This is a genomic window from Nocardia sp. NPDC050697, from assembly GCF_040654395.1.
GTDB lineage: Bacteria > Actinomycetota > Actinomycetes > Mycobacteriales > Mycobacteriaceae > Nocardia.
This window is the reverse complement of sequence record NZ_JBFAHY010000006.1, coordinates 310,800-332,095: the sequence shown is the minus strand read 5'-3', so window position 1 is coordinate 332,095 and position 21,296 is coordinate 310,800. Positions and strand designations below refer to the sequence as shown.

Annotated in this window: 20 protein-coding genes; 17 read left to right on the top strand and 3 right to left on the bottom strand. The window is 73.2% G+C overall.

Going from position 1 to position 21,296, the window contains the following annotated elements:
- The first annotated feature begins 89 nt into the window (after positions 1–89).
- Positions 90–875, top strand: a complete 786-nt coding sequence (locus AB0H71_RS22515) for a hypothetical protein (protein ID WP_357024136.1) — start codon at positions 90–92, stop codon at positions 873–875.
- 1 nt (position 876) lies between these two features.
- Here AB0H71_RS22515 and AB0H71_RS22510 read toward each other — a convergent pair whose 3' ends face one another.
- Positions 877–1,701 (bottom strand): NADPH-dependent oxidoreductase, encoded by an 825-nt coding sequence (locus AB0H71_RS22510; RefSeq protein WP_357024133.1) that lies wholly within the window; start codon positions 1,699–1,701, stop codon positions 877–879.
- 148 nt (positions 1,702–1,849) lie between these two features.
- On the opposite strand from AB0H71_RS22510, the gene AB0H71_RS22505 reads away from it, so the two are divergent.
- The 16 genes from AB0H71_RS22505 to AB0H71_RS22430 all read left to right on the top strand — a co-directional run bounded on the left by AB0H71_RS22505 (position 1,850) and on the right by AB0H71_RS22430 (position 19,451).
- Complete coding sequence (locus AB0H71_RS22505; protein ID WP_357024131.1) at positions 1,850–3,505, top strand: ABC transporter substrate-binding protein; 1,656 nt, start codon at positions 1,850–1,852, stop codon at positions 3,503–3,505.
- Positions 3,505–4,485, top strand: a complete 981-nt coding sequence (locus AB0H71_RS22500; RefSeq protein WP_357024128.1) for an ABC transporter permease — start codon at positions 3,505–3,507, stop codon at positions 4,483–4,485. The genes AB0H71_RS22505 and AB0H71_RS22500 overlap by 1 nt, the downstream gene beginning before the upstream one ends.
- A gap of 3 nt (positions 4,486–4,488) precedes the next feature.
- Positions 4,489–5,358, top strand: coding sequence for an ABC transporter permease (locus AB0H71_RS22495; RefSeq protein WP_357024125.1), 870 nt, complete (start codon positions 4,489–4,491; stop codon positions 5,356–5,358).
- Entirely contained in the window at positions 5,355–7,124 is a 1,770-nt protein-coding gene (locus AB0H71_RS22490; RefSeq protein WP_357024122.1) for an ABC transporter ATP-binding protein, read from the top strand. Before AB0H71_RS22495 ends, AB0H71_RS22490 begins: the two co-directional genes overlap by 4 nt.
- Positions 7,125–7,224: 100 nt before the next feature.
- The gene (locus AB0H71_RS22485) at positions 7,225–8,130 is read left to right on the top strand and encodes a LysR substrate-binding domain-containing protein (protein ID WP_357024120.1); all 906 of its coding nucleotides are present in this window, start codon (positions 7,225–7,227) and stop codon (positions 8,128–8,130) included.
- Between the two features lie 176 nt (positions 8,131–8,306).
- Positions 8,307–9,623: an NtaA/DmoA family FMN-dependent monooxygenase gene (locus AB0H71_RS22480; RefSeq protein ID WP_357024117.1), complete on the top strand. Its 1,317-nt coding sequence runs from the start codon at positions 8,307–8,309 to the stop codon at positions 9,621–9,623.
- A 1-nt stretch (position 9,624) separates the two neighbouring features.
- Entirely contained in the window at positions 9,625–10,812 is a 1,188-nt protein-coding gene (locus tag AB0H71_RS22475; RefSeq protein WP_357024115.1) for an acyl-CoA dehydrogenase family protein, read from the top strand.
- A complete protein-coding gene (locus AB0H71_RS22470) occupies positions 10,809–12,197 on the top strand; it encodes an LLM class flavin-dependent oxidoreductase (RefSeq protein WP_357024112.1) in 1,389 nt (462 codons plus the stop codon). Before AB0H71_RS22475 ends, AB0H71_RS22470 begins: the two co-directional genes overlap by 4 nt.
- 2 nt (positions 12,198–12,199) lie before the next feature.
- Positions 12,200–13,537, top strand: a complete 1,338-nt coding sequence (locus tag AB0H71_RS22465; protein WP_357024109.1) for an LLM class flavin-dependent oxidoreductase — start codon at positions 12,200–12,202, stop codon at positions 13,535–13,537.
- A 3-nt stretch (positions 13,538–13,540) separates the two neighbouring features.
- The gene (locus AB0H71_RS22460; RefSeq protein WP_357024106.1) at positions 13,541–14,575 is read left to right on the top strand and encodes an aldo/keto reductase; all 1,035 of its coding nucleotides are present in this window, start codon (positions 13,541–13,543) and stop codon (positions 14,573–14,575) included.
- Positions 14,572–15,609 carry an aldo/keto reductase gene (locus AB0H71_RS22455; protein WP_357024103.1) on the top strand — a complete coding sequence of 346 codons (1,038 nt, stop codon included), beginning with the start codon at positions 14,572–14,574 and terminating at the stop codon, positions 15,607–15,609. Before AB0H71_RS22460 ends, AB0H71_RS22455 begins: the two co-directional genes overlap by 4 nt.
- A gap of 349 nt (positions 15,610–15,958) precedes the next feature.
- Entirely contained in the window at positions 15,959–16,342 is a 384-nt protein-coding gene (locus tag AB0H71_RS22450; RefSeq protein ID WP_357024532.1) for a PaaI family thioesterase, read from the top strand.
- 74 nt (positions 16,343–16,416) lie between these two features.
- On the top strand, positions 16,417–16,719 hold the full coding sequence (locus tag AB0H71_RS22445) for an urease subunit gamma (RefSeq protein WP_357024100.1): 303 nt from the start codon (positions 16,417–16,419) through the stop codon (positions 16,717–16,719).
- Positions 16,716–17,042 (top strand): urease subunit beta, encoded by a 327-nt coding sequence (locus AB0H71_RS22440; RefSeq protein WP_357024097.1) that lies wholly within the window; start codon positions 16,716–16,718, stop codon positions 17,040–17,042. The genes AB0H71_RS22445 and AB0H71_RS22440 overlap by 4 nt, the downstream gene beginning before the upstream one ends.
- On the top strand, positions 17,039–18,760 hold the full coding sequence (locus AB0H71_RS22435) for an urease subunit alpha (RefSeq protein ID WP_357024095.1): 1,722 nt from the start codon (positions 17,039–17,041) through the stop codon (positions 18,758–18,760). The genes AB0H71_RS22440 and AB0H71_RS22435 overlap by 4 nt, the downstream gene beginning before the upstream one ends.
- Positions 18,761–18,782: 22 nt before the next feature.
- Positions 18,783–19,451 carry an O-methyltransferase gene (locus AB0H71_RS22430; RefSeq protein WP_357024092.1) on the top strand — a complete coding sequence of 223 codons (669 nt, stop codon included), beginning with the start codon at positions 18,783–18,785 and terminating at the stop codon, positions 19,449–19,451.
- Positions 19,452–19,555: 104 nt separating this feature from the next.
- Here the strand turns inward: AB0H71_RS22430 and AB0H71_RS22425 are convergent, their stop codons facing one another.
- Positions 19,556–20,536 (bottom strand): zinc-binding dehydrogenase, encoded by a 981-nt coding sequence (locus tag AB0H71_RS22425; RefSeq protein ID WP_357024090.1) that lies wholly within the window; start codon positions 20,534–20,536, stop codon positions 19,556–19,558.
- 58 nt (positions 20,537–20,594) lie between these two features.
- Positions 20,595–21,266 carry a TetR family transcriptional regulator gene (locus AB0H71_RS22420; protein WP_357024087.1) on the bottom strand — a complete coding sequence of 224 codons (672 nt, stop codon included), beginning with the start codon at positions 21,264–21,266 and terminating at the stop codon, positions 20,595–20,597.
- Between the last annotated feature and the right edge of the window lie 30 nt (positions 21,267–21,296).

Genomic DNA, 21,296 nt, shown 5'->3' with positions numbered 1-21,296 from the left:
CCGACAAGTCTGGTAAGCCTAACCTATCTTTTAGATACGCCCTGTTTCCGGAGCCCGCGTTTCCGCCGGGTTCGCGCCGAGGAGGTCCGATGACCGAGATCATGTCCGACCGTTGCCTGTCCGACGGTCTGCGGAGTGCGGGGCTGCGGCGCGGGGAGATCGGCTTCGACCGGTGGACACCGGGGAGCCCGCGCCGGCCGGAGCAGGCATTCGCGCGGGTCGGGGGGCGGCTGCGGGCGCTGCAACCCGAGCATCCGCGGGTCTACGCCGTCGCCGCCATGGCCGACCAGGGCAAGCGGCGGTGGTGGCGGCTGGCCGACGGGCTGCGGGAGGGGCGGATCGAGGTCATGTACCGGCGGCACGCCGAGGAGATGGTGCGCAGCGAGGTGGCCGCCGAGGTGGTGGCGACGGCGCTCATCCACGCGGTGGTCGGGCGGGTGACCGCGGCGCTGGTCGCCGACGGGCGGGCCTGGGATCCGGGGCTGGAGAACCTGTGGATCCACACCGACAACGACGGCGGGATCGACTGGGCGGGGCTCTCCGACACCACCATCCGGGTGCTGGACGGGGATCGGATCGCCCGCGAGTCGGGGGCGCTCGCGCTGCCCTGCGAGGAGGCCATGTTCCTGTGGCTGGCGCATCGCTGCGAGCCCGCGCTGGAGCTGGTGCTCACCGCGCTGAGCAGCTGCGCCGGGCTCACCCCGCGCCGGTTCTGGGCGCTGGTCGGCGAGTCCATCGCGGGGGCCGCGACCTACGTCCCCGCCCTGGCCGGGACCGATCCCGCGGTCGGCGCCCGCCGCGGCCACGGCTTCCTGCACGCCCTGGAAGGGCGCGGCCTTCCCCTCCGCCGCAGCATCGGCTGCCTGGTGCGCTGAATCAGTACAGCGGGAACCCCTGCGCCGCGAGCTGGTCGCGCAACCTGTCCCGGCCCTTGAGCGCCGCCACCGAACCGAGGCGGGTGAGGACCCGCTCGACCCAGGAGTGCGCCAGGTTCTGCTCGGCGTAGAACTCGGCGATCCGCCCCTCGTACTCGGCGATCCGCTCGTTCTGCCCGGCCGGGTCGTAGGTTTCGGTGTGCAGCACCGCGGCCTGCGGCAGCCGCGGCTTGACCCGCGCGCCCTCGGCCGGGTCGGGGGTGCCGACCACCAGCCCGACCACGGCGAAGACCCCGGGCGGCAGCGCGAGCTCGGCCGCCACCTCCTCGGGGTGGTTGCGGATGGCGCCGATGTAGACCGTCCCCAGCCCCAGCGATTCCGCCGCGACCAGCGCGTTCTGCGCGGCCAGCGCGGCGTCCAGGAACGCGACGTAGCTGGACTCCAGGTAGTCCGCGCCGTCCAGCGGCACCTCGCGCGCGGCGGCCAGCCCGCGCAGCCTGGCCAGGTCCGCGGTCCAGACCAGCAGCAGCGGGGCCTGCCGGATCTGCTCCTGGTCGCCGGCGAGCCGGGCCAGCCGCGCCTTGCGTTCCGGATCGCGCACCGCGACCACGCTCCACACCTGCAGGTTGGAGGAGGTGGGCGCGGACTGGGCGGCCGAGATCAGCACCCGCAGCACGTCGTCCGGGACCGGGTCGGGCAGGTAGCGGCGCACCGAGCGGTGCTCGTGCAGCACCTGGAGCACCGGGTTCCACTCCGGCGGCGCGCCGGCCGCTGGGTCGCGGTAGCGCTCGGCCACCACCTGGTCCGGGGAGGCGATCTGGGTCATCCCGCCATGGTCGCGCCCGGTGCGCGGCCGGTCAGCAATTGCCCGCAGCTCGAGCGAAATACTCGATCCGAAACATGCAGCGGAACTGAAAGAATCCGAAAGAACAGCTTGGTTGTTTGCCGGATTTCCGCTGTGCACCATCGCATCCATGTCATCCCACAGATTCCGGCGCGCGGGCACCCTGCTCGCCGCCGTCGCGCTCGTCGCCGCCGCGCTGAGCGGCTGCGCGGCCTCGGGCAACCGGGTCGCCGCCGGCGACGACGGCGGCACCCCGGTGCCCGGCGGCACCCTGCGCTTCGCGGTGCTCGACGCCCCCGCCAACCTGGACCCGCACTCCGGCAGCTCCTACCCCGAGTCGCTGATCACCAGCAATACCGCCGACAAGCTCACCTACCAGAACCCGGAGACCGGCGCGATCGAGCCGTGGCTGGCCCGCTCCTGGGAGATCGATCCGACGCTGAAGCAGTTCACCTTCGAGCTGCGGGACGACGTCACCTTCAACGACGGCAGCAAGTTCGACGCCACCTCGGTGAAGGAGAACTTCGACCTGCTCGGGCGCGGCAACAAGGAGCTCGGCGTCGTCCCGGTGACGGCCTACTGGGTGGGGTACGTGAACACCGAGGTGGTCGACGAGTACACCGCCAAGGTGATCTTCGATCGCCCCAGCGCCGGTTTCCTGCAGGCGCTCTCGCACTACTTCTCCGGCATCGTCGGGCACTCGACGCTGCAGCTGCCGAAGGAGCAGCGGGCGCTGGCGCAGAACATCGTCACCACCGGCCCGTTCACCGTCTCCGAGCACATCTACCAGCAGCGCACCGTGCTGAAGAAGCGCCCCGGCTACAACTGGGCGCCCGCGAGCCGCAAACACAACGGCGAGGCGTACCTGGACACCGTGGAGATCGCCGTCATCCCGGAGGCGGGGGTGCGCACCGGCGCGCTGCGCTCCGGGCAGGTCGACGCCATCCTCGATGTGAACAACACCGACGAGGCGCCGCTGGCGAACGAGGGCTACCGCATCGTCCCGCAGCTCATCCCGGGCCGCGATATCGCGCTCGACCTCAAGACCGACCTCTTCCCCACCAACGAGCTGGCCGTGCGCCAGGCCATCAAGCTGGGCTGGAACCGGGACGCGCTGGCCAAGACGGTGCTCACCCCGAGCTACGCGCTCTCCAGCTCGGTGGTCTCGAAGCGGGTGCCCGGCTACACCGACTTCTCCGCGCAGCTGAAGCAGGACCGCGCCAGGGCCGAGCAGATCCTGGACGACGCCGGCTGGCGCAAGGGCGACGACGGCATCCGGGTCAAGGACGGCAAGCGGCTGGAGCTGCAGTTCCTCGGCATCAACAACCTGGTGAACAACAAGCCCGCCTACGAGCTCATCCAGCAGGACCTGCGCAAGATCGGCATCGACCTGCGGCTCAATGTGCTGCCGATCCCGGACTACACCGCCGCCGCGACCCAGCAGCAGAAGTGGAACGTGCAGGCTTTCAATACCAGCCGCGGCGATATCGCGGTGCTGGAGCAGACCTACTCGCCGCAGTACAACAATGCCGCCAAGCTCGCCCCGGACAACCCGGCGCACGCCAGGGCGATCGAGGTGCTCAGCGCGCTCAGCGGCACCCTGGACCGGGACGCGCGGGCGAAGGCCGCGGACGTCGCGCAGCGCTTCCTGCTGGAGGAGCAGGTGCTCACCGTCCCGGTGTACAACCCGGCGCAGGTGACCGCGGCGGCGCCGACGGTGCACGGCGTCGGGTACGAGGCGCAGTCCCGCAACGTCTTCTACGACACCTGGATCGAGCAGGGATAATGGCCGTGCTCAGGTATCTGGCGGCCAAGGTCGCCCAGGCGGTGTTCGTGGTGTGGGGCGCCTACACGGTGACCTTCGTGCTGCTCTACGTGCTGCCCTACGACGCGGTCGACATGCTCTTCGATCCCAACGAGAGCGAGCTGATCTCGGCGGCGGACAAGGCGAACGCGCGCGCGTACTACGGCCTCGATGGGCACCTCGCCGGCCAGTACCTGAACCGGCTGCTCGACGCCGCGCAGGGCGATTTCGGGGTGTCCACCCGGACCGGCGAGCCGGTCTGGCCGCTGCTGCTCTCGGTGCTGCCGCAGACCGCGGTGCTCTCCGGGCTGGCGCTGCTGCTCGCGGTGCTGCTCGCCTTCGCGGTGGCGCTCACCGCGGCCTGGACCCGGAGCAGGCGGCTGGCGAACCTCGTCACCACGCTGCCCGCGGCCGGGGTCTCGGTGCCGGTCTTCCTGGTCGGGCTGGCGCTGCTGCAGGTCTTCTCCTTCCAGCTCGGCTGGTTCCCGCCGATCGGCAACGGCGGGCTGGACACCCTGATCCTGCCCGCGGTGACGCTGGCCATCCCGGTCGCGGCGCCGATCGCGCAGCTGCTGGTGAACAACCTGGAGGAGGGGCTGCGCGCCGGGTACGTCACGGTGGCGGTGGCCAAGGGCAGCACCCGGTGGCGGGTGCTGACCAGGGACGTGCTGACCAATGCCGGCCTGCCCGCGCTCACCATCGCCGGGGTGACCTTCGGGAACCTGCTGGCCGGCACCGTGATCGTGGAGACGGTGTTCTCCCGCTCCGGGCTCGGCCGGCTCACCGAGACGGCGGTGCGCACCCAGGACGTGCCGCTGGTGCAGGCGGTGGTGGTCTTCGCCGCGCTGGTCTTCGTGCTGGTGAACCTGGCGGTGGACCTGATCTACCCGGTGCTGGATCCGCGGCTGCGGTCCCGCTTCGCGGTCGGCGGGACCGCGGTCGCGGCCGCGAAGGAGGACTGAACGATGGCGGTATCCGACCTTCCCGCACCGGCTTTCGCGCCGCCGCGGCGCCCCGGCGCGGTGCGCCGGGTGGCCCGCGCCGCGGCCGCCGCGCCCGGGCTCGCGCTGGCCTGGCTGGTGGTGCTGGTGGTGCTGGCCTGGGCCGTCGCGCCCTCCTGGTTCACCGCGCACGACCCGAACGAGGGCGACTCCGACGCCAGCTTCCTGGCGCCGAGCCTCGCGCACCCGTTCGGCACCGACCGGCTCGGCCGCGACCTGCTGGCCCGCGCCATCCACGGCACCGGCACCACGGTGAGCGCGACCCTGCTCGCGGTGGCCATCGGCTTCGTGCTCGGCGCGCTGGTCGGGCTGTTCAGCGGCTTCGTCGGGGGCCGGGTGGACGCGATCGTCATGCGCTTCGTCGACATGCTGCTCGCCATCCCGGCGCTGCTGCTCGCCATGACCGTGGTCACCGCGCTCGGCTACGGCACCGTCAATATCGCCATGGCCGTCGGTATCTCGGCGGTGGCGGCCTTCGCCCGGGTGATGCGCTCGGCGGTGCTCAAGGTGACCGACACCGATTTCGTGGAGGCCGCCTACGGCTCCGGCGCCGGGTTCGGGCGGGTGGTGTTCCGGCACGTGCTGCCGAACTCGCTCTCCCCGGTGCTGGCGCTGGCCGCGCTGGAGTGCGGGTCGGCGGTGCTCGCCGTCGCCGCGCTCGGCTTCCTCGGCTACGGCGCCCCGCCGCCGCAGCCGGAGTGGGGGCTCGCGGTGGCCGAGGGCCGCGACTACCTCGCCACCTATCCGTGGATCTCGATCCTGCCCGGTGTGCTCATCGCGGTGGTCGTGCTCTCCACCAATCGGATCGGCCGATCGTTGGGAGACCAGAAGTGAGCATCGAGAATCAGCCCCTGCTGCGCGTCGCCGACCTCGCGGTCGAGTACGCCACTCCGGGCCGCGGGGCGCCGGTGCGCGCGGTGACCGGGGTCTCACTCACCGTGCGGCCGGGTGAATTCGTCTCGGTGGTGGGCGAATCCGGCTCCGGCAAGAGCACGACGGTGCACGCCGCGCTGCGGCTGCTGCCGGACAGTGCCACCGTGCGGGCACGGGCGCTCGAGCTCGGCGGGGAGGAGATCTCCGGCTGGGGCGATCGTCGGCTCAGCACGCTGCGCGGGCCGTTCGCCGGGTTCGTGCCGCAGGACCCCGGCACCTCGCTGAACCCGGTGAAGCGGGTCGGGGCGCAGGTGGCCGAGGCGATCCGGCTGCACCGGAGGGTGAGCGCCGCCGAGGCGCGGCGGATCGCGCTGGCGAAGCTGGAGCTGGCCGGGCTGCGCGAACCGGAGCAGGTGTTCCCGCGCTACCAACACGAGCTCTCCGGCGGGATGAAGCAGCGGGTGCTGATCGCCATCGCGCTCGCCAACGACCCGAAGCTGCTGGTCGCCGACGAGCCGACCTCGGCGCTCGACGTCACGGTGCAGAAGCAGATCCTGGACCACCTCGCCGTGCTGCGCACCGAGCTCGGGCTCGGCGTGCTGCTGGTGACGCACGATCTCGGCGTCGCCGCCGAGCGCTCGGACCGGCTCATCGTCATGCAGCGCGGGCGGGTCGTCGAGGAGGGGCCGGTGCGCGACATCCTCGCCGCCCCCCGTGAGGAGTACACCCGCGCCCTGATCTCGGCCGCCCCCGCGGCACACCGCGGGCGGCTGCGGCCGGAAGGCGGTGCGGCCGAGCGCGGGCCGGCGCTCGCCGGGCATCGGGACGGCCGGACGGGCGTCACCCCCGCGCTCGACGGCCGCGCGGCGGAGCTGGGACTGCCCGCCGCGGACCGCACGCCGCTGGCGAAGACCGGGGTCGTGGAGCACGGGTCCCGCCCGCTGCTGGAGGCGTCGAGCCTCGGCAAGGTGTTCGGCGCGGTCCGTGCCGTGGACGAGGTGGCGCTGAGTGTGCGGGCGGGCTCGACGCACGCCCTGGTGGGCGAGTCCGGCGCGGGCAAGTCGACGGTGGCCAGGATCGTGGTGGGCCACGGCACCGCCGACTCGGGCGAACTCCGCTTCGACGGCGCCCCGGTGCCGATCACCGGCCGGGCCGGGCTGGCCCGGCGCCGCCCGCGCGACCTGCGCCGGGAGATCCAGTTCGTGCACCAGAACCCGTTCGGCTCGCTCGACCCCGGCTACACCGTCGAGCGCATCGTCGCGGAGCCGCTGCGGGCGTTCGGCATCGAGCGGGACCGGCGCCGCCGCCGGGAACGCGTCGCCGAGCTGCTCGACGCCGTCGCCCTGACGCCCGAGCAGCACCTGCATCGTCGCCCGGCCGAGCTCTCCGGCGGCCAGCGGCAGCGGGTGGCGCTGGCCCGCGCGCTGGCGGCCGGGCCGCGGCTGCTCGTGCTGGACGAGGCGGTCTCCGCGCTCGACGTCTCGGTGCAGGCGCAGATCCTGCGGCTGCTGGTCGAGCTGCAGGCCGCGCAGGGGCTCACGTACCTGTTCATCACGCACGACCTCGGCGTGGTCCGGCTGATCGCCGACGATGTCTCGGTCATGCGCGCGGGCCGGGTGGTGGAGTCCGGCACCGTGGCCCGGGTCTTCGAGCAGCCCGAGCAGGAGTACACCCGCACCCTGCTGGCCGCGGTGCCCGGCGAACGGGCGGTGCCGATCGCGGTCTGACCCTGGAGCCGGGCTGCACAGAATCGCTCTGATCGTAAGGATTTGCTGAACCCTCGCCGCGCCGGACACTGAATTCCGACGCCAGCGAAACGAGGGTTCCATGTACGACATCCGGCGGCTGATCCTGCTGCGCGACCTCTCCGAGCGCGCCACCATGACGGCGGTCTCGGAGCTGCACGGGATCACCACCTCCGCGGTCTCGCAGCAGCTCCGGATCCTGGAGGACGAGGTGGGGACCGTGCTCACCCGACGCGAGGGCCGGGTGCTCCGGCTCACCTACGCGGGCCGGGTGCTGGTCGACCACACGTCGCGGATCATCGCCGCGCTGGAGGAGGCGGAGTCGGCGGTGGCCGCCACCGCGGAGAAGGTGACCGGGGTGCTCACCCTGGCCACCTTCCGCACCGCGCAGACCCGGCTCGCGCTGCCCGCGGCGGCCCGGCTGATGGGCGAGTACCCGGGGCTCAAGGTCCGGGTGGTGGATCTCATGCCGGTCGAGTCGGTGCCCGCGGTGCGGCGCCAGGAGGTCGACCTGGCCATCACCTACGCCTACTCCTTCGGAACCAGGGACCTCCCGCTCGGCCTCACCTCGGAGTTCCTCTACAGCGACCCGCTGGTCCTGATCGCCCCCACCGGCCTGCGCGAACAGGCCCGCAAACACGGCCTCGGCGCGGTGCGGGACGCGGACTGGATCGCCGCGCGGGACGGCGCGCCCTCCATCGCCTCGGTCATGTTCGCCTGCCGGGAGGCCGGTTTCGCGCCGCGCATCCAGCACCGCAGCGGCAGCTTCACCGCCATGGCGGAGATGGTGGCGCACGGCCTCGGGGTGGCGATCGTGCCGGAGATGTCGGTCTCCGCCGAGCACCGTGCGCTGGTCGCCTGCCCGATCGTGGACAGCACCCGGCGGATCGGGGTCACCTACCGGCAGGCCTCGGCCGAGCGGCCCGCGGTGGCCGCCGCCATCCGCACCCTGCGCACGGTGGCGATGCCGAGCCGGCTCGCCTCCTGACCCCGGGCACCGGACCCCGCCCGCCTCCGGGAGGCGCGGGAATTCCGCTGTGCCCGAACGCGATTCGGTCGAGAAAAACTGAACGATTGTCGTAGAACCGCTGCCTTGTTCGGGGAACGGAGGAGTTCCGATACTGGCGGCACTCGTCTCCGTACCCGCCGACCAGACGGAAGCTCATGACTCGATCCCTGCACGTGAACATCTCGCTGCTGACGCCAGGACACTTCCGCGGCGCCTGGCGGCTGCCCGGCAACGACCCGCGCGCCTTCGTGGACGCCGAGCACTTCCGCCGGCTCATCCAGCTCGCCGAATCCGCCGCGCTGCACGCCGTCTTCGTCGGCGACAGCCCGGCGCTGGCCCCCGACATCGCGAACGCCCCGGGGCTCGGGCTGGACCCGGTGGTCATGCTGGCCGACGCCGCCGCGAGCACCACGCACATCGGCGTGATCGCCACCGCCTCCACCACCTTCGAGCAGCCCTGGTCGCTGGCCAGGCGCTACCTCAGCCTGGACCACCTCACCGGGGGCAGGGCCGGCTGGAACGTGGTGACCACGCAGCAGGCCGCCGCGGCCGCGAACTTCGGCCTCGACGAGCACCCGGACAAGGAGCTGCGCTACCGGCGGGCGGCGGAGTTCGTGGAGGTGGTGACCGCGCTCTGGGACGGCTGGGAGCCGGACGCGCTGCTCGGCGACCCCGCGGGCAGCTTCGCCGACCCCGGGCGCATTCACCCGCCCGCGCACCGCGGCGAGTTCTTCGCGGTGGCGGGCGCGCTGCCGCTGCCGCGCTCGCCGCAGGGCAGGCCGCTGGTGGTGCAGGCGGGGGCCTCGCCCGGCGGCAAGCGGCTGGCCGGGCGCACCGCCGACCTGGTCTTCGCGGCCGCGCAGACCCCGGAGCTGGCCCGCGCGCTCCGCACCGAGCTGCGCGGGCACGCCGCCGACGCCGGGCGCGACCCGGCGTCGATCAAGATCTCCACCGGGCTGGTGGTGGTGATCGGCGGCACCGAGGCCGAGGCGAAGGAGCGCGAAGCCGAGCTGCGGCAGACCATTCCGGTGCGGCCCGCGCTGGAGCAGCTCGCCGCCCAGCTCGGGCTGCCCGCGGGCTCGCTGGACCCGGAGACCGTGCTCACCCCGGAGATCGTCGGCAATGCCGCGGCCCGCTCGGCCGGGTTCGGCGCGGGCACCCTGGCGCTGCTGCGCGAGCGGCCGCACACCGCGCTGGAGCTGGTGCACCGCTTCGCCGGGGGTGCCGGGCACCGGCTGGTGGTCGGCACGCCGGAGCAGGTGGCGGCCGGGATCGCGGAGTGGTTCGAGGCGGGCGCCACCGACGGCTTCACCGTCATGCCCGGCGATATCGGCGCCGATTTCCCGGCCTTCGTCGAGCACGTGGTGCCGGAGCTGGTGCGGATCGGCGTCTACCGCGGCGAGTACGCGCACGAGACCCTGCGCGGCAACCTCGGGTTGCCCGCGCCCGAGACGACCACCGCCGGAGTGTGAGATGAGCACCGCGATCATCGATGTCGCGACCCCGCACGGCCTGGACGAGGCGGCCTTCGCCGCCGCGCTGGCCCGGATCGCCGAGCTGGCCCCCGAGCACGACGCCGCGGGGCGCTTCCCCGCGGCCGCCTTCGAGCTGCTGCGCCCCACCGGCGTGCTGGCGCTGACCGTCCCGGCCGAGCTGGGCGGGCTGGGGAAGGGGATCGCCGAGGCGGTGGAGGTGATCGAGCGGATCGGCGCCGCCGATCCCTCGGTCGGGCTGATCCTGCAGTGGAACTACGTCAACCACCTGGCGCTGCGGCACCCGGACAGCCCGTGGCCGCGCGAGCTCGCCGAGCGGGTGCTGCGCAGCGCCGCCACCGACGGCACCCTGATCAACGGCGTGAATGTCGAGCGCGAGCTGGGCAGCCTCTCGCGCGGCGGGGTGCCCGCCACCACCGCGACCCGGCTGCCCTCCGGCGACTGGCGGATCGACGGCGAGAAGGCCTATGCCACCGGCATCTCCGGGCTGCACTGGTTCACCGTCACCGCGACCACCGCCGAGCCGGAGCCGAGGATCGCCACCTTCCTGCTGGACCGTTCGGCGCCGGACTGGGAGGTGATCCCGACCTGGAACCACCTCGGGCTGCGCGCCTCCGACACCCAGTCGGTGCTGTTCTCCGGCACCGTCGTGCCGCACGCCAGGCTGGTCGACGTGCGCGACCCGGCGGGCCCGCCGCAGCGCAGGCCGGGCCGGGAGGCGCTGCCGCTGCTGCTGGCCGCCAACTACAACGGCGTCGCCATCGCCGCCAGGGACTGGCTGGTGCGCTACCTGCACACCCGGGTGCCGACCGCGCTCGGCGCCCCGCTGGCCACCGTGCCGCGCTTCCACGACCGGGTCGGCGAGATCGAGGCCGGTATCCAGACCAGCCGCGCGCTGCTCCGCCAGGGCGTGGCGGCGCTGGTGGCGGGGGAGCGGTCGCCGCTCTTCGGGCTGGCCAAGCACGTCGCCACGGCGACCGCCATCCGGGTCACCGAATCGGCGCTCGACCTGACCGGCAACCCGGGGCTGGACCGGCGGCACCCGCTGGAGCGGCACCACCGGGACGCCATGGTCGGCCGCATCCACACCCCGCAGAGCGATGCGGTGCTGGCCCAGCTCGGCCGCGACGCCATCGCGCTCGGCCGCCCGGCGGAGGAGCTGTCGTGAGCCACCGCGAGGTCCACCTCAATGTCAATATCCTGAACGCGGGCGTCTTCGGCGGCTCCTGGCGATTCCCCGGCACCGACCCAGCCGCGAGCCTCGGGCTGGAGCACTACCTGCGGATCGCGCGCCGCGCCGAGGAGGCCACCTTCGACGCCATCTTCCTCGCCGACGGCCCCGGCATCCGCGACGACCTGCGCTACCGGCCGTTCAACGGGCTGGAGCCCTCGGTGATCCTGGCCGCGGTGGCGGCCGCGACCGAGCGGGTCGGGCTGATCGCCACGCTCTCCTCCAGTTACAACGACCCGTACGACGTCGCGCGGCGCTTCGCCACGCTCGACCTGCTCAGCGGGGGTCGCGGCGGCTGGAACGTGGTGACCACCGCCGGCGCGGGCCCCGCCCGCAACTTCGGGCTGGACGCCGAGCCCGCGCACGCCGAGCGGTATCGGCGCGCGGCGGAGTTCGTGGAGGTGGTGCGGGCGCTCTGGAACAGCTGGGAGCCGGAGGCGCTGATCGGCGACAAGGATTCGCACCGCTTCGCCGACCCGTCTCGGATCCATCCGGTGCACCACGCCGGGGAGTTCCTGGAGGTGGCCGGGCCGCTGAACGTGCCGCGCAGCCCGCAGGGTGAGCCGGTGGTGGTGCAGGCGGGGGCCTCCAGCGACGGGCGCGCGCTGGCCGCGCGGATCGGCGAGGTGATCTTCACCGCCGCGCAGACCGCCGACGAGGCGGGGGAGTACTACCGCGACGTCAAGGCGCGGGCCGCCGCGTACGGCAGGCGGCCGGAGCACGTGCTCGTCCTGCCGGGGCTCTCCACCGTCATCGGCTCCACCGAGGCGGAGGCGCAGCGGCGCAGGCAGCTGCTGGCCGAGCTGGTGCCGCCGGAGTACGCGCTGAACCGGCTCGCCGAGCAGCTCGGGGTCGAGCGCGAGGCGCTGGTGCTGGACGCCCCGCTGCCCTGGCACCTGCTCGCCGACCCGGACCAGGCGGGCGGGTCGCAGACCTTCTACCGGATCGCGCTCGGGCTGGCGCGGCGGGAGAGCCTGACCGTGCGGCAGCTGCTGCACCGGCTCGGGGGCGGGGCCGGGCACCGGATCGTCACCGGGACGCCGGAGCAGGTGGCGGATGCCATCGTGGACTGGGTCGATCGGGGGATCGCCGACGGGTTCAACCTCATGCCGGATGTGCTGCCCGGCGGGTTCGACGATTTCGTGGACGGGGTCGTCCCGATCCTGCGCGAGCGCGGCGTCTTCCGCCGCGAGTACCGCGGCACCACGCTCCGCGAGCACCTGGGCCTGCCGGTCCCGGCATACCGGCGGCCCGGCGCGCCGACGGTGCGCGCGACCGAAACCGGCGCGAGCGCGGCCGCCGCCGCGGAAGGAGTGGCCTGACCATGGCCCGAACCCTGTCGTTCTTCGTGAATGTCGGCAGCGCCGGGTACCACCCGGCCGCCTGGCTGGACCCGGCGCTCGCCCCGGACGCCTTCATCGACCTCGCGCACTACCGCCGGGTCGCGGAGGTCGCCGAGCGCGGCGCGCTGGACGGCCTGCTGCTCCCGGACATCCCGGTGCAGCAGCCCGGCATCGCCCGCGGCCCCGCCGCCACGCTGGACCCCGTGCTGGTCACCGCCGCACTGGCGGTGAGCACCGAGCGCATCGGGCTGGTCCCCACCGCGAGCACCACGCTGAACCGCCCGTACAACCTGGCCCGCCGCATCCTCTCGCTGGACCACGCGAGCCACGGCCGGGCCGGCTGGAACGCCGTCACCACCTTCGAGCCGCGCGCCGCCGCCAACTTCGGCCTGCGCGACCTCCCGGCCCGCGACGAGCGGTACCGCCGCGCCGCCGAGTACCTCGGCGTGGTCACCGGGCTCTGGGACAGCTGGGAGGACGACGCCGTCATCGGCGACCAGGGCTCCGGCGTCTTCGCCGACCCGGAGAAGGTGCACGCCCTGAACCACGTGGGCGAGTTCTACTCGGTCGCGGGCCCGCTGAACGTCGTCCGCTCACCCCAGGGCCGCCCGGTGCTGGTGCAGGCGGGCGCCTCCCCGCAGGGCCGCGCCTTCGCCGCCGCGCACGCCGAGGTGATCTACACCAGCCAGCTGAGCCTCGCCGCGGTGCGCGAGTTCAGCGCCGAGGTGCGCGCCGCGGCCGCCGCGCACGGCCGCGACCCGGAGGCGCTGCGCATCCTGCCCGGGCTGGTCCCGATCATCGGCTCCACCGAGGCCGAGGCGCGCGCCCGCTTCGACGCGCTGCAGAACCGGCTGCACCCGGAGAGCGCCCCGGTCCGCACCCTGGCCCAGTGGCTCGGCTACCCGGACGCCGAGCTCGAGCTGGACGCCCCGCTGCCGGAGCGCTACACCGTGCTGCCCGCGGGCCGGGTCGGCCCGGAGGGGTTCTTCACCGCGCTCACCCGGTACGCGGTGGAGACCGGGTTCACCGTGCGCGAGCTGCTCACCCACGTCCTCGGCGGGCACCGCGTGGTGATCGGTACTCCGAAGACCGTCGCCGACCACATCGAGCTGTGGTTCCGCAACGGCGGCATCGACGGCTTCACCGTCATCCCCGCCGTGCTCCCGGCTTCGCTGGCCGACTTCGTCGACGAGGTGGTGCCCGAACTGCGCCGCCGCGGCCTCTTCCGGCACGGCTACGACGGCACCACCCTGCGCGAGCACCTGGGCCTGCCGGTGCCCGCGAACACGTACCGGACCGTTTCCCCGATCGGAAGGTGATCCATGACCCACCGCTACCTCGGCCGCACCGGAGTGCTGGTCAGCCCGCTCACGCTGGGCGCCATGAACTTCGGCGCCTGGGCCAACAGGGACCACGACGAGGCAATCCGGATCGTGCACAAGGCACTGGATTCCGGCATCAATGTGGTCGACACGGCCGACGTCTACTCGCAGGGCGAGAACGAGGAGATCGTCGGCAAGGCGCTGCTCGGCCGCCGCGACGAGGTGGTGCTGGCCAGCAAGTTCCACGGCCAGATCGGCACCGACCCGAACACCCGCGGCAACTCCCGGCGCTGGATCATCCGCGCCGTGGAGGACAGCCTGCGCCGTCTCCAGACCGACCACCTCGACCTCTACCAGGTGCACCGCCCCGACCCGGCGGTGCCGCTGGAGGAGACGCTGCGGGCCCTGGACGACCTGGTGCGCGCGGGCAAGATCCGCTACTCCGGCACCACCACCTTCGAGCCGCACCAGCTGGTCGAGGCGCAGTGGGTGGCGCAGGACCGCAACCTGCACGCCCCGGTGAGCGAGCAGCCGCCGTACTCCATCCTGGCCCGCGGCGCGGAGAAGGGCACGCTGCCGACCGCGCAAAAGTACGGTCTGGGCGTGCTCACCTGGAGCCCACTGGCGGGTGGCTGGCTTTCCGGACGTTACCGCGCGGGCGAGACCGCGCCGGACTCCACCCGGCTGCACCGCCAGCCGCACCGGCACGACCCGGAGCTCGTCGCCAACCAGCGCAAGCGCGCCGCCGCCGAGGAACTCGCCAAGCTCGCCGACGACGCCGGGCTCACCCTGGTGCACCTGGCGCTCGCCTTCGTGCTGCAACATCCGGCGGTGAGCAGCGTGATCATCGGCCCGCGCACCGAGGAGCACCTGCTCGGCCAGCTCGGCGCCGTCGACGTGCGGCTCGACGCCGAGCTGCTGGACCGGATCGACGCCATCGTCGCCCCCGGCACCACCATCAGCCCCGCCGACGAGGGCTACCTGCCGCCCTCGCTCACCGATGCCACCACTCGCCGCAACGGAGCCCGCCGATGAGCCTGTCCGACCTCCGCACCCTCGGCCGCACCGGGGTGCGGATCAGCCCGTACGTGCTCGGCACCATGAACTTCGGCCCGCGCGGCAACCCCTCGCACGAGGACTCCATCGCGATCATCCACCGCGCGCTCGACGCCGGGATCAATATCGTCGACACCGCCGACACCTACTCGCGCGGCGAGTCCGAGGTGATCGTCGGCAAGGCACTTCAGGGGCGCCGCAACGACATCGTGCTCGCCACCAAGTTCCACAATGCCGTCGACGACGACCCCACGCACCGCGGCAACTCCCGGCGCTGGATCGCCCGCGCGGTGGAGGACAGTCTGCGCCGCTTGCGGACCGACCACATCGACCTCTACCAGGTGCACCGCCCGGAGCGGGTGACCGAGCTGGAGGAGACCGTCGGCGCACTGGACGACCTGGTGCGCGCCGGCAAGATCCGCTACTACGGCACCTCGGTGTACTCGCCCGGCGAGCTGGTCGAGGCGCAGTGGATCGCGGACCGGCGGAAGCTGACTCGCCCGGCCTCCGAGCAGGTTCCGTACTCGCTGCTGGTGCGCGGGATCGAGCGGGAGACGCTGCCGATCGCCAGGAAGTACGGGCTCGGCGTCATCTCCTACGGCCCGCTCGCGGCGGGCTGGCTCTCCGGCAGGTACCGGGTCGGGGCCGCGCAGCCGGACTCGCACCGCGCCGACCTCATCCCGGGCCGCTTCGACGTGGACAACCCGGCCAATGCCGCCAAGCTCGCCGCCGCGGACGCGCTCGCGGCGCTCGCCGAGGAGTCCGGGCTGACGCTGGTGCAGCTGGCCGTCGGCTTCGTGCTGGCGCACCCGGATATCAGCGCCACCATCATCGGCCCGCGCACCGGCGAACACCTGGACGGCTACCTGGCTGCCGCCGACACCGTGCTCAGCGACGACATCCTGGACCGGATCGACGAGATCGTCGCGCCCGGCACCGTTTTCCACGAGCGCGACACCGGCATCATCGCCCCGGCGCTGGCCGATCCCGCGCTGCGCCGGAGCGTCGCGTGAGCACGCTGGTCGCCTTCGCCGCCGCGGCGGTGGTGCGGCCGCCGCGGTGGCGCAGGAGGCGGCCTTCGCGGCCGCGCGCGAATCCGGGGTGGCTCCGGTGGCCGGGCACTTCTGAGAAGAAGGGGGCGGCGGGCCTCGCCGAAACGAAGCCCGCCGCACCGGGATCGGGGTCACCGCAGCCCTCGGGACTCACTCGATCCTTCTGCACTCGATCCGAGCGCCGGAATTGACTATAGGGCAGGCTTACCTAAGTACGCAATGCCTACGTCGAGAACAGACCGGGCGTGGTGTAAACGTTGAGGTCATGAGCGCACCCGGATTCTCCCTCGCCGACCTGACCCCGGAATTCATGAACGAGGCCAGCAAGGGCTACTTCACCGATTTCATCGGGCTGCGCTACACCGAGATCTCGCCGGACCGGGTGCGCGCCGAGTGGAGCGTCACCCCGAACCTGCACCAGCCGGCCGGCATCCAGAACGGCGGCGTCTACTGCACCGTGGTGGAGACGCTGGCCAGCGTGGGCGGCGGGGTCTGGCTGGGGGAGCGCGGCACCGTGGTCGGGGTGAACAACAACACCGACTTCCTGCGCGCGGTGCGCGAGGGGCTGCTGCGCGGCGAGGCGACGCCGGTGCACCGGGGCCGGTCGCAGCAGCTGTGGGTGGTGGTGATCACCGACGAGCAGGACCGGGTGGTGGCGCGCGGGCAGGTCAGGCTGCAGAACCTGGCCAGCTGATCTTGCCGGGCGGCGCGGGGGCCGCCGTGTGAGAATGGCCGTTCGTTCATCCCCGCGACCGGTCAGGAGCCCCGATGCGTCTCTCGCCGCACGAGCAGGAGCGGCTGCTGCTGAGCTACGCGGCCGAGCTGGCCCGCCGGAGGCAGGCCCGCGGACTGAAGCTGAACCACCCCGAGGCCATCGCGCTGATCTCCGACCACGTGCTCGAGGGCGCCAGGGACGGCCGCACCGTCGCCGAGCTCATGACCTCCGGGCGCGCCGTGCTCGGCCGCGCCGACGTCATGGAGGGCGTGCCGGAGATGATCCACGACGTCCAGGTGGAGGCCACCTTCCCGGACGGCACCAAGCTGGTCACCGTGCACCGGCCGATCGGATGAGCGGCGTGATCCCCGGCGAGTACCTCTGCGCCGGCGGCAGCATCGAGCTGAACGCGGGCGCGGAACGGATCGAGCTCACCGTGCTGAACGCCGGCGACCGCCCGGTCCAGGTCGGCAGCCACGTGCACTTCCCGCAGGCCAATGCCGCGCTGGAGTTCGACCGGGCCGCCGCGCACGGCCACCGGCTCGATATCCCGGCGGGCACCGCCGTCCGCTTCGAACCCGGGCTGCCGCAGCGGGTCTCGCTGGTTCCGCTCGGCGGCACCCGCGAGGTGCACGGCATCAGCCTCGATCCCCCCGGAGCACTGGACGGCCCCCGATGACCGAACTCAGCCGCGAGCGCTACGCGCAGCTCTTCGGCCCCACCACCGGCGACCGCATCCGGCTCGCCGACACCGACCTGCTGATCGAGATCACCGACGACCTGAGCGGCGGCCCCGGCCGCGCCGGTGACGAGGCGGTCTTCGGCGGCGGCAAGGTGCTGCGTGAGTCCATGGGGCAGTCCCGCGCCACCCGCGCCGACGGCGCCCCGGATACCGTGATCACCGGCGTCGTCGTGGTCGACCACTGGGGCATCGTCAAAGCCGACGTCGGGATCAGGGACGGCCGCATCGTCGCGCTCGGCAAGGCGGGCAACCCGGACACCATGACCGGCGTGCACCCCGACCTGGTGGTCGGGCCGAGCACCGAGATCATCGCGGGCAACGGCCGCATCCTCACCGCGGGCGCCATCGACTGCCACGTGCACCTCATCTGCCCGCAGCTGCTACCCGAGGCGCTCGGCGGCGGCATCACCACGCTCATCGGCGGCGGTACCGGCCCGGCCGAGGGCAGCAAGGCCACCACCGTCACCCCCGGCGCCTGGCACCTGGCCCGGATGCTGGAGGCCACCGACTCCTGGCCGGTGAACGTGGTGCTGCTCGGCAAGGGCAACACCGTGAACCCCGAGGCCATGTGGGAGCAGCTGCGCGCCGGCGCGGCGGGGTTCAAGCTGCACGAGGACTGGGGCTCCACCCCGGCCGCCATCGACGCCTGCCTGCGCGTCGCCGACGCCTCCGGCGCCCAGGTCGCGCTGCACTCGGACACCCTGAACGAGGCCGGGTTCGTGGAGGACACGCTCGCCGCCATCGCCGGGCGCGGCATCCACGCCTACCACACCGAGGGCGCGGGCGGCGGGCACGCGCCGGACATCATCACCGTCGCGTCGCACCCCAATGTGCTGCCCAGCTCCACCAACCCCACCCGCCCGCACACCGTCAACACCCTGGACGAGCACCTGGACATGCTCATGGTGTGTCACCACCTGAGCCCCTCCATCCCGGAGGACCTGGCCTTTGCCGAGAGCCGGATCCGGCCCTCCACCATCGCCGCCGAGGACCTGCTGCACGATCTCGGCGCCATCTCCATGATCGGCAGCGACTCGCAGGCCATGGGGCGGATCGGCGAGGTGGTCATGCGCACCTGGCAGACCGCGCACGTCATGAAGCGGCGCCGCGGCGCGCTGCCCGGCGACGGCGCCGCCGACAACCTGCGGGTGCGCCGCTACATCGCCAAGTACACGATCTGCCCGGCCGTCGCGCACGGCCTGGACCACGAGGTCGGCTCGGTCGAGGTGGGCAAGCTGGCCGACCTGGTGCTCTGGGAGCCCGCGTTCTTCGGGGTGCGCCCGCACGCCGTGCTCAAGGGCGGCGCCATCGCCTGGGCCGCCATGGGCGACGCCAATGCCTCCATCCCGACCCCGCAGCCGGTGCTGCCGCGCCCCATGTTCGGCGCCGCCCCGCCGGTCGCGGCCGCCACCTCGCTGCACTTCGTCAGCGAACACGCCGTCACCGCCGGGCTCGCGGACCGGATCGACGTGCGGCGGCGGCTGGTACCGACCGCGGACGTGCGCCGCCGCGGCAAGGCCGATATGCCGCTCAACGACGCCATGCCGCACATCGAGGTCGAGCCGGACACCTTCACCGTGCGGATCGACGGCGAGGTCTGGGCCGAGGAGCCCGCCACCGAGCTGCCCATGGCGCAGCGCTACTTCCTGTTCTGAGCCGCGGTGGCAGACTGAGCCCATGACGTCGTCGCAATGGGCCGAGGTGGACCGCTACATCGTGGACAGCCTGGTGGAGGACGAGGTGGGGGCGGCGGCGCTAGGCGCCAATGCCGACGCCGGGCTGCCCGCCATCGATGTGTCGCCGCCGCAGGCCAAGTTCCTGCACCTGCTCGCCCGGACCGCGGGGGCGCGGCGCGTCCTGGAGATCGGGACGCTCGGCGGGTACAGCACGCTGTGGCTGGCGCGGGCCGTCGGGCCCTCCGGGCGGGTGGTCACCTTCGAGTTCGAGGCGAAGCACGCGGCGGTGGCGCGGGAGAACTTGGAGCGGGCGGGGATTGCCGATCGGGTCGACATCCGGGTCGGGGCCGCGCTGGACAACCTGCCCGGGTTGGCCGACGAGGACGCGGAGCCGTTCGACTTCGTCTTCATCGACGCCGACAAGGTGAACAACTCGAACTACGTGCTCTGGGCGCTGCGGTTGACGCGGCCGGGGTCGGCCATCGTGGTCGACAATGTCGTGCGCAATGGCGGGCTCGCCGACGAGCACTCCGATGATCCCGCCGTGCAGGCCGGGCGGGAGCTGGTCGAGCTGCTCGCCGCCGAGCCGTCGCTGGATGCGACCATCGTGCAGACCGTGGGTGCCAAGGGCTGGGACGGTTTCGCGTACGCCGTCGTGAACGGGGGCTGATTCGTCCCGGTGTCCGGGCCGTGAGCCGCGCCGTCGGAATCGGATGCCGCGTAGTCGCGCGGGCCTCGGCTCCGGCCCGCCCGGCCCTGGCCCCGCGCCGTCGCTCAGGGGATCAGCACTACCTTGCCGGTCGTCCCGCGGGTTTCCAGCGCCTTGTGCGCGACGGCCGCCTCGGCCAGGGGGAAGCGGTGCACGACCGGCTTCCAGCGGCCGTCCCGCCAGGCGTCGAGGGCACGGGTCTCCAGGACGCGGATGTCGCCGCCGACCGGGGCGAGCATGGCGGGGCCGAGTACGACCGTGGAGGTGCGGTCACCGCCCGGCGGCAGCAGGACCGGCGGTCCGGCGGCGCCCGGCTCGGCCGACCAGCCGTAGACCACGTGGGCTCCGCCGGGGCCGAGCAGGTCCAGCGCGGCCCGCGCGACCGGCCCGCCGACCGCGTCGAACAGGACGTCGACCGGCTTGCCGAGCTGTTTCCGCACCTCGTCGGCCCAACCGTCGCCCAGGTAGTCCACCGCGTGGTCGGCACCGAGTGAGCGCACCAGCTCCACCTTCGCGGGGCCGCCCGCCACGCCGACCACCTCGGCACCCGCCGCCTTCGCCGCCTGCACGAGCAGGACGCCGAGCCCGCCCGCCGCCGAGGTCACCAGCACCACCGTGCCCGGTTCGATCGTGGCGAACTGCAGAATCCCGACGGCGGTGCGTCCCGTGCCGATCAGCGCGACCGCCGCAGCCGGATCGGCGCTCTCCGGGAGCCGGTGCAGCCGCTCCGCCGCGACCACCGCCAGCTCGGCATACCCGCCCGGCGCCATGCCGAGGTGCGCCACCACCTCGGCGCCCAGCCAGCCCGGGTCGACCCCGGCCCCGATGGCGTCGACGGTCCCCGCGACCTCCCGGCCGGGAATCGTCGGCAACTCCGGCGCCGGCATCGGCCCCGGCTTCCCCTGCCGCAGCACGGTATCGAGCAGGTGCACCCCGGCCGCGCGCACCGCGATCCGCACCTGGCCGGGCCCCGGCTCCGGGTCCGGCACCTCGTCGAGGCGTAGATTCTCGGCGGGGCCGAAGGCATGTAAACGGATGGCGCGCACGGGCGGAGCTCCTGTCGTCGGACGTCGCTCCACCCTGCAACCTCGAGCGAGGTCGAGGTCAAGCCCGGGCGTGCAGCGCGGCGAAACCGTCGCAGAGCGCGTCCAGCCCGCTGCGCAGAACCAGGTCGTTGTCCAGGGCATCGAGCCCGCGGCCGGCGAGCCCGCCGAGCGCCTCCGGCATCTCCGCCACCGACTGCCCGGTGAGCAATGCGCGCAGGGGATTCCCCGCCCCGTCCCGCTCCTCGGTCCGCCGCACCAGCACCTCGCTGACCAGCGGCAGGGTGCAGCCGGAGATGTAGTTCCAGACCGCGAAGGCCATTCGCGTCGCCTCCGCGGTATCCACCCCCAGCTCCCCGAACCCCTCCACCAGCCACGCCAGGCAGCGCAGGCTGTACGGCCCGAAGCTGTAGCGCGGCATGGCGAAAGCCAGCAGCACCCACGGATGCCGCTGGTAGAGCGCCCGATCCACGTCGGCGGCGATATGCACCCGCTCCCGCCAGCTCCAGCGCGCGCCCGCCGGCGGCGCGGGGTAGGGGTTGCGCCGCGACACCTCGTCGGTCATGGCGGCCAGCAGTTCGTCCTTGCTCGCCACGTGCCGGTACAGCGACATGGCGCCGACGCCGAGCCGCTCGGCGATCCGCCGCATGGAGAGCCCGTCCAGCCCCTCGGTGTCCGCGACGGTGATGGCGGTATCCACGATCGAGGCCCTGGACAGCTTGGTTTCGACCATGCGTACACTGTACCCGGAATGCGTACGGTG

Bases quoted from the DNA above. Each gene is read 5' to 3' on its own strand.
- AB0H71_RS22435 (WP_357024095.1), top strand. From the start codon at position 17,039: ATGACCGAACTCAGCCGCGAGCGCTACGCGCAGCTCTTCGGCCCCACC.
- AB0H71_RS22515 (WP_357024136.1), top strand. From the start codon at position 90: ATGACCGAGATCATGTCCGACCGTTGCCTGTCCGACGGTCTGCGGAGT.
- AB0H71_RS22505 (WP_357024131.1), top strand. From the start codon at position 1,850: ATGTCATCCCACAGATTCCGGCGCGCGGGCACCCTGCTCGCCGCCGTC.
- AB0H71_RS22430 (WP_357024092.1), top strand. From the start codon at position 18,783: ATGACGTCGTCGCAATGGGCCGAGGTGGACCGCTACATCGTGGACAGC.
- AB0H71_RS22420 (WP_357024087.1), bottom strand. From the start codon at position 21,266: ATGGTCGAAACCAAGCTGTCCAGGGCCTCGATCGTGGATACCGCCATC.
- AB0H71_RS22445 (WP_357024100.1), top strand. From the start codon at position 16,417: ATGCGTCTCTCGCCGCACGAGCAGGAGCGGCTGCTGCTGAGCTACGCG.
- AB0H71_RS22460 (WP_357024106.1), top strand. From the start codon at position 13,541: ATGACCCACCGCTACCTCGGCCGCACCGGAGTGCTGGTCAGCCCGCTC.
- AB0H71_RS22510 (WP_357024133.1), bottom strand. From the start codon at position 1,701: ATGACCCAGATCGCCTCCCCGGACCAGGTGGTGGCCGAGCGCTACCGC.
- AB0H71_RS22440 (WP_357024097.1), top strand. From the start codon at position 16,716: ATGAGCGGCGTGATCCCCGGCGAGTACCTCTGCGCCGGCGGCAGCATC.
- AB0H71_RS22495 (WP_357024125.1), top strand. From the start codon at position 4,489: ATGGCGGTATCCGACCTTCCCGCACCGGCTTTCGCGCCGCCGCGGCGC.
- AB0H71_RS22455 (WP_357024103.1), top strand. From the start codon at position 14,572: ATGAGCCTGTCCGACCTCCGCACCCTCGGCCGCACCGGGGTGCGGATC.
- AB0H71_RS22475 (WP_357024115.1), top strand. From the start codon at position 9,625: ATGAGCACCGCGATCATCGATGTCGCGACCCCGCACGGCCTGGACGAG.
- AB0H71_RS22485 (WP_357024120.1), top strand. From the start codon at position 7,225: ATGTACGACATCCGGCGGCTGATCCTGCTGCGCGACCTCTCCGAGCGC.
- AB0H71_RS22450 (WP_357024532.1), top strand. From the start codon at position 15,959: ATGAACGAGGCCAGCAAGGGCTACTTCACCGATTTCATCGGGCTGCGC.
- AB0H71_RS22465 (WP_357024109.1), top strand. From the start codon at position 12,200: ATGGCCCGAACCCTGTCGTTCTTCGTGAATGTCGGCAGCGCCGGGTAC.
- AB0H71_RS22500 (WP_357024128.1), top strand. From the start codon at position 3,505: ATGGCCGTGCTCAGGTATCTGGCGGCCAAGGTCGCCCAGGCGGTGTTC.
- AB0H71_RS22480 (WP_357024117.1), top strand. From the start codon at position 8,307: ATGACTCGATCCCTGCACGTGAACATCTCGCTGCTGACGCCAGGACAC.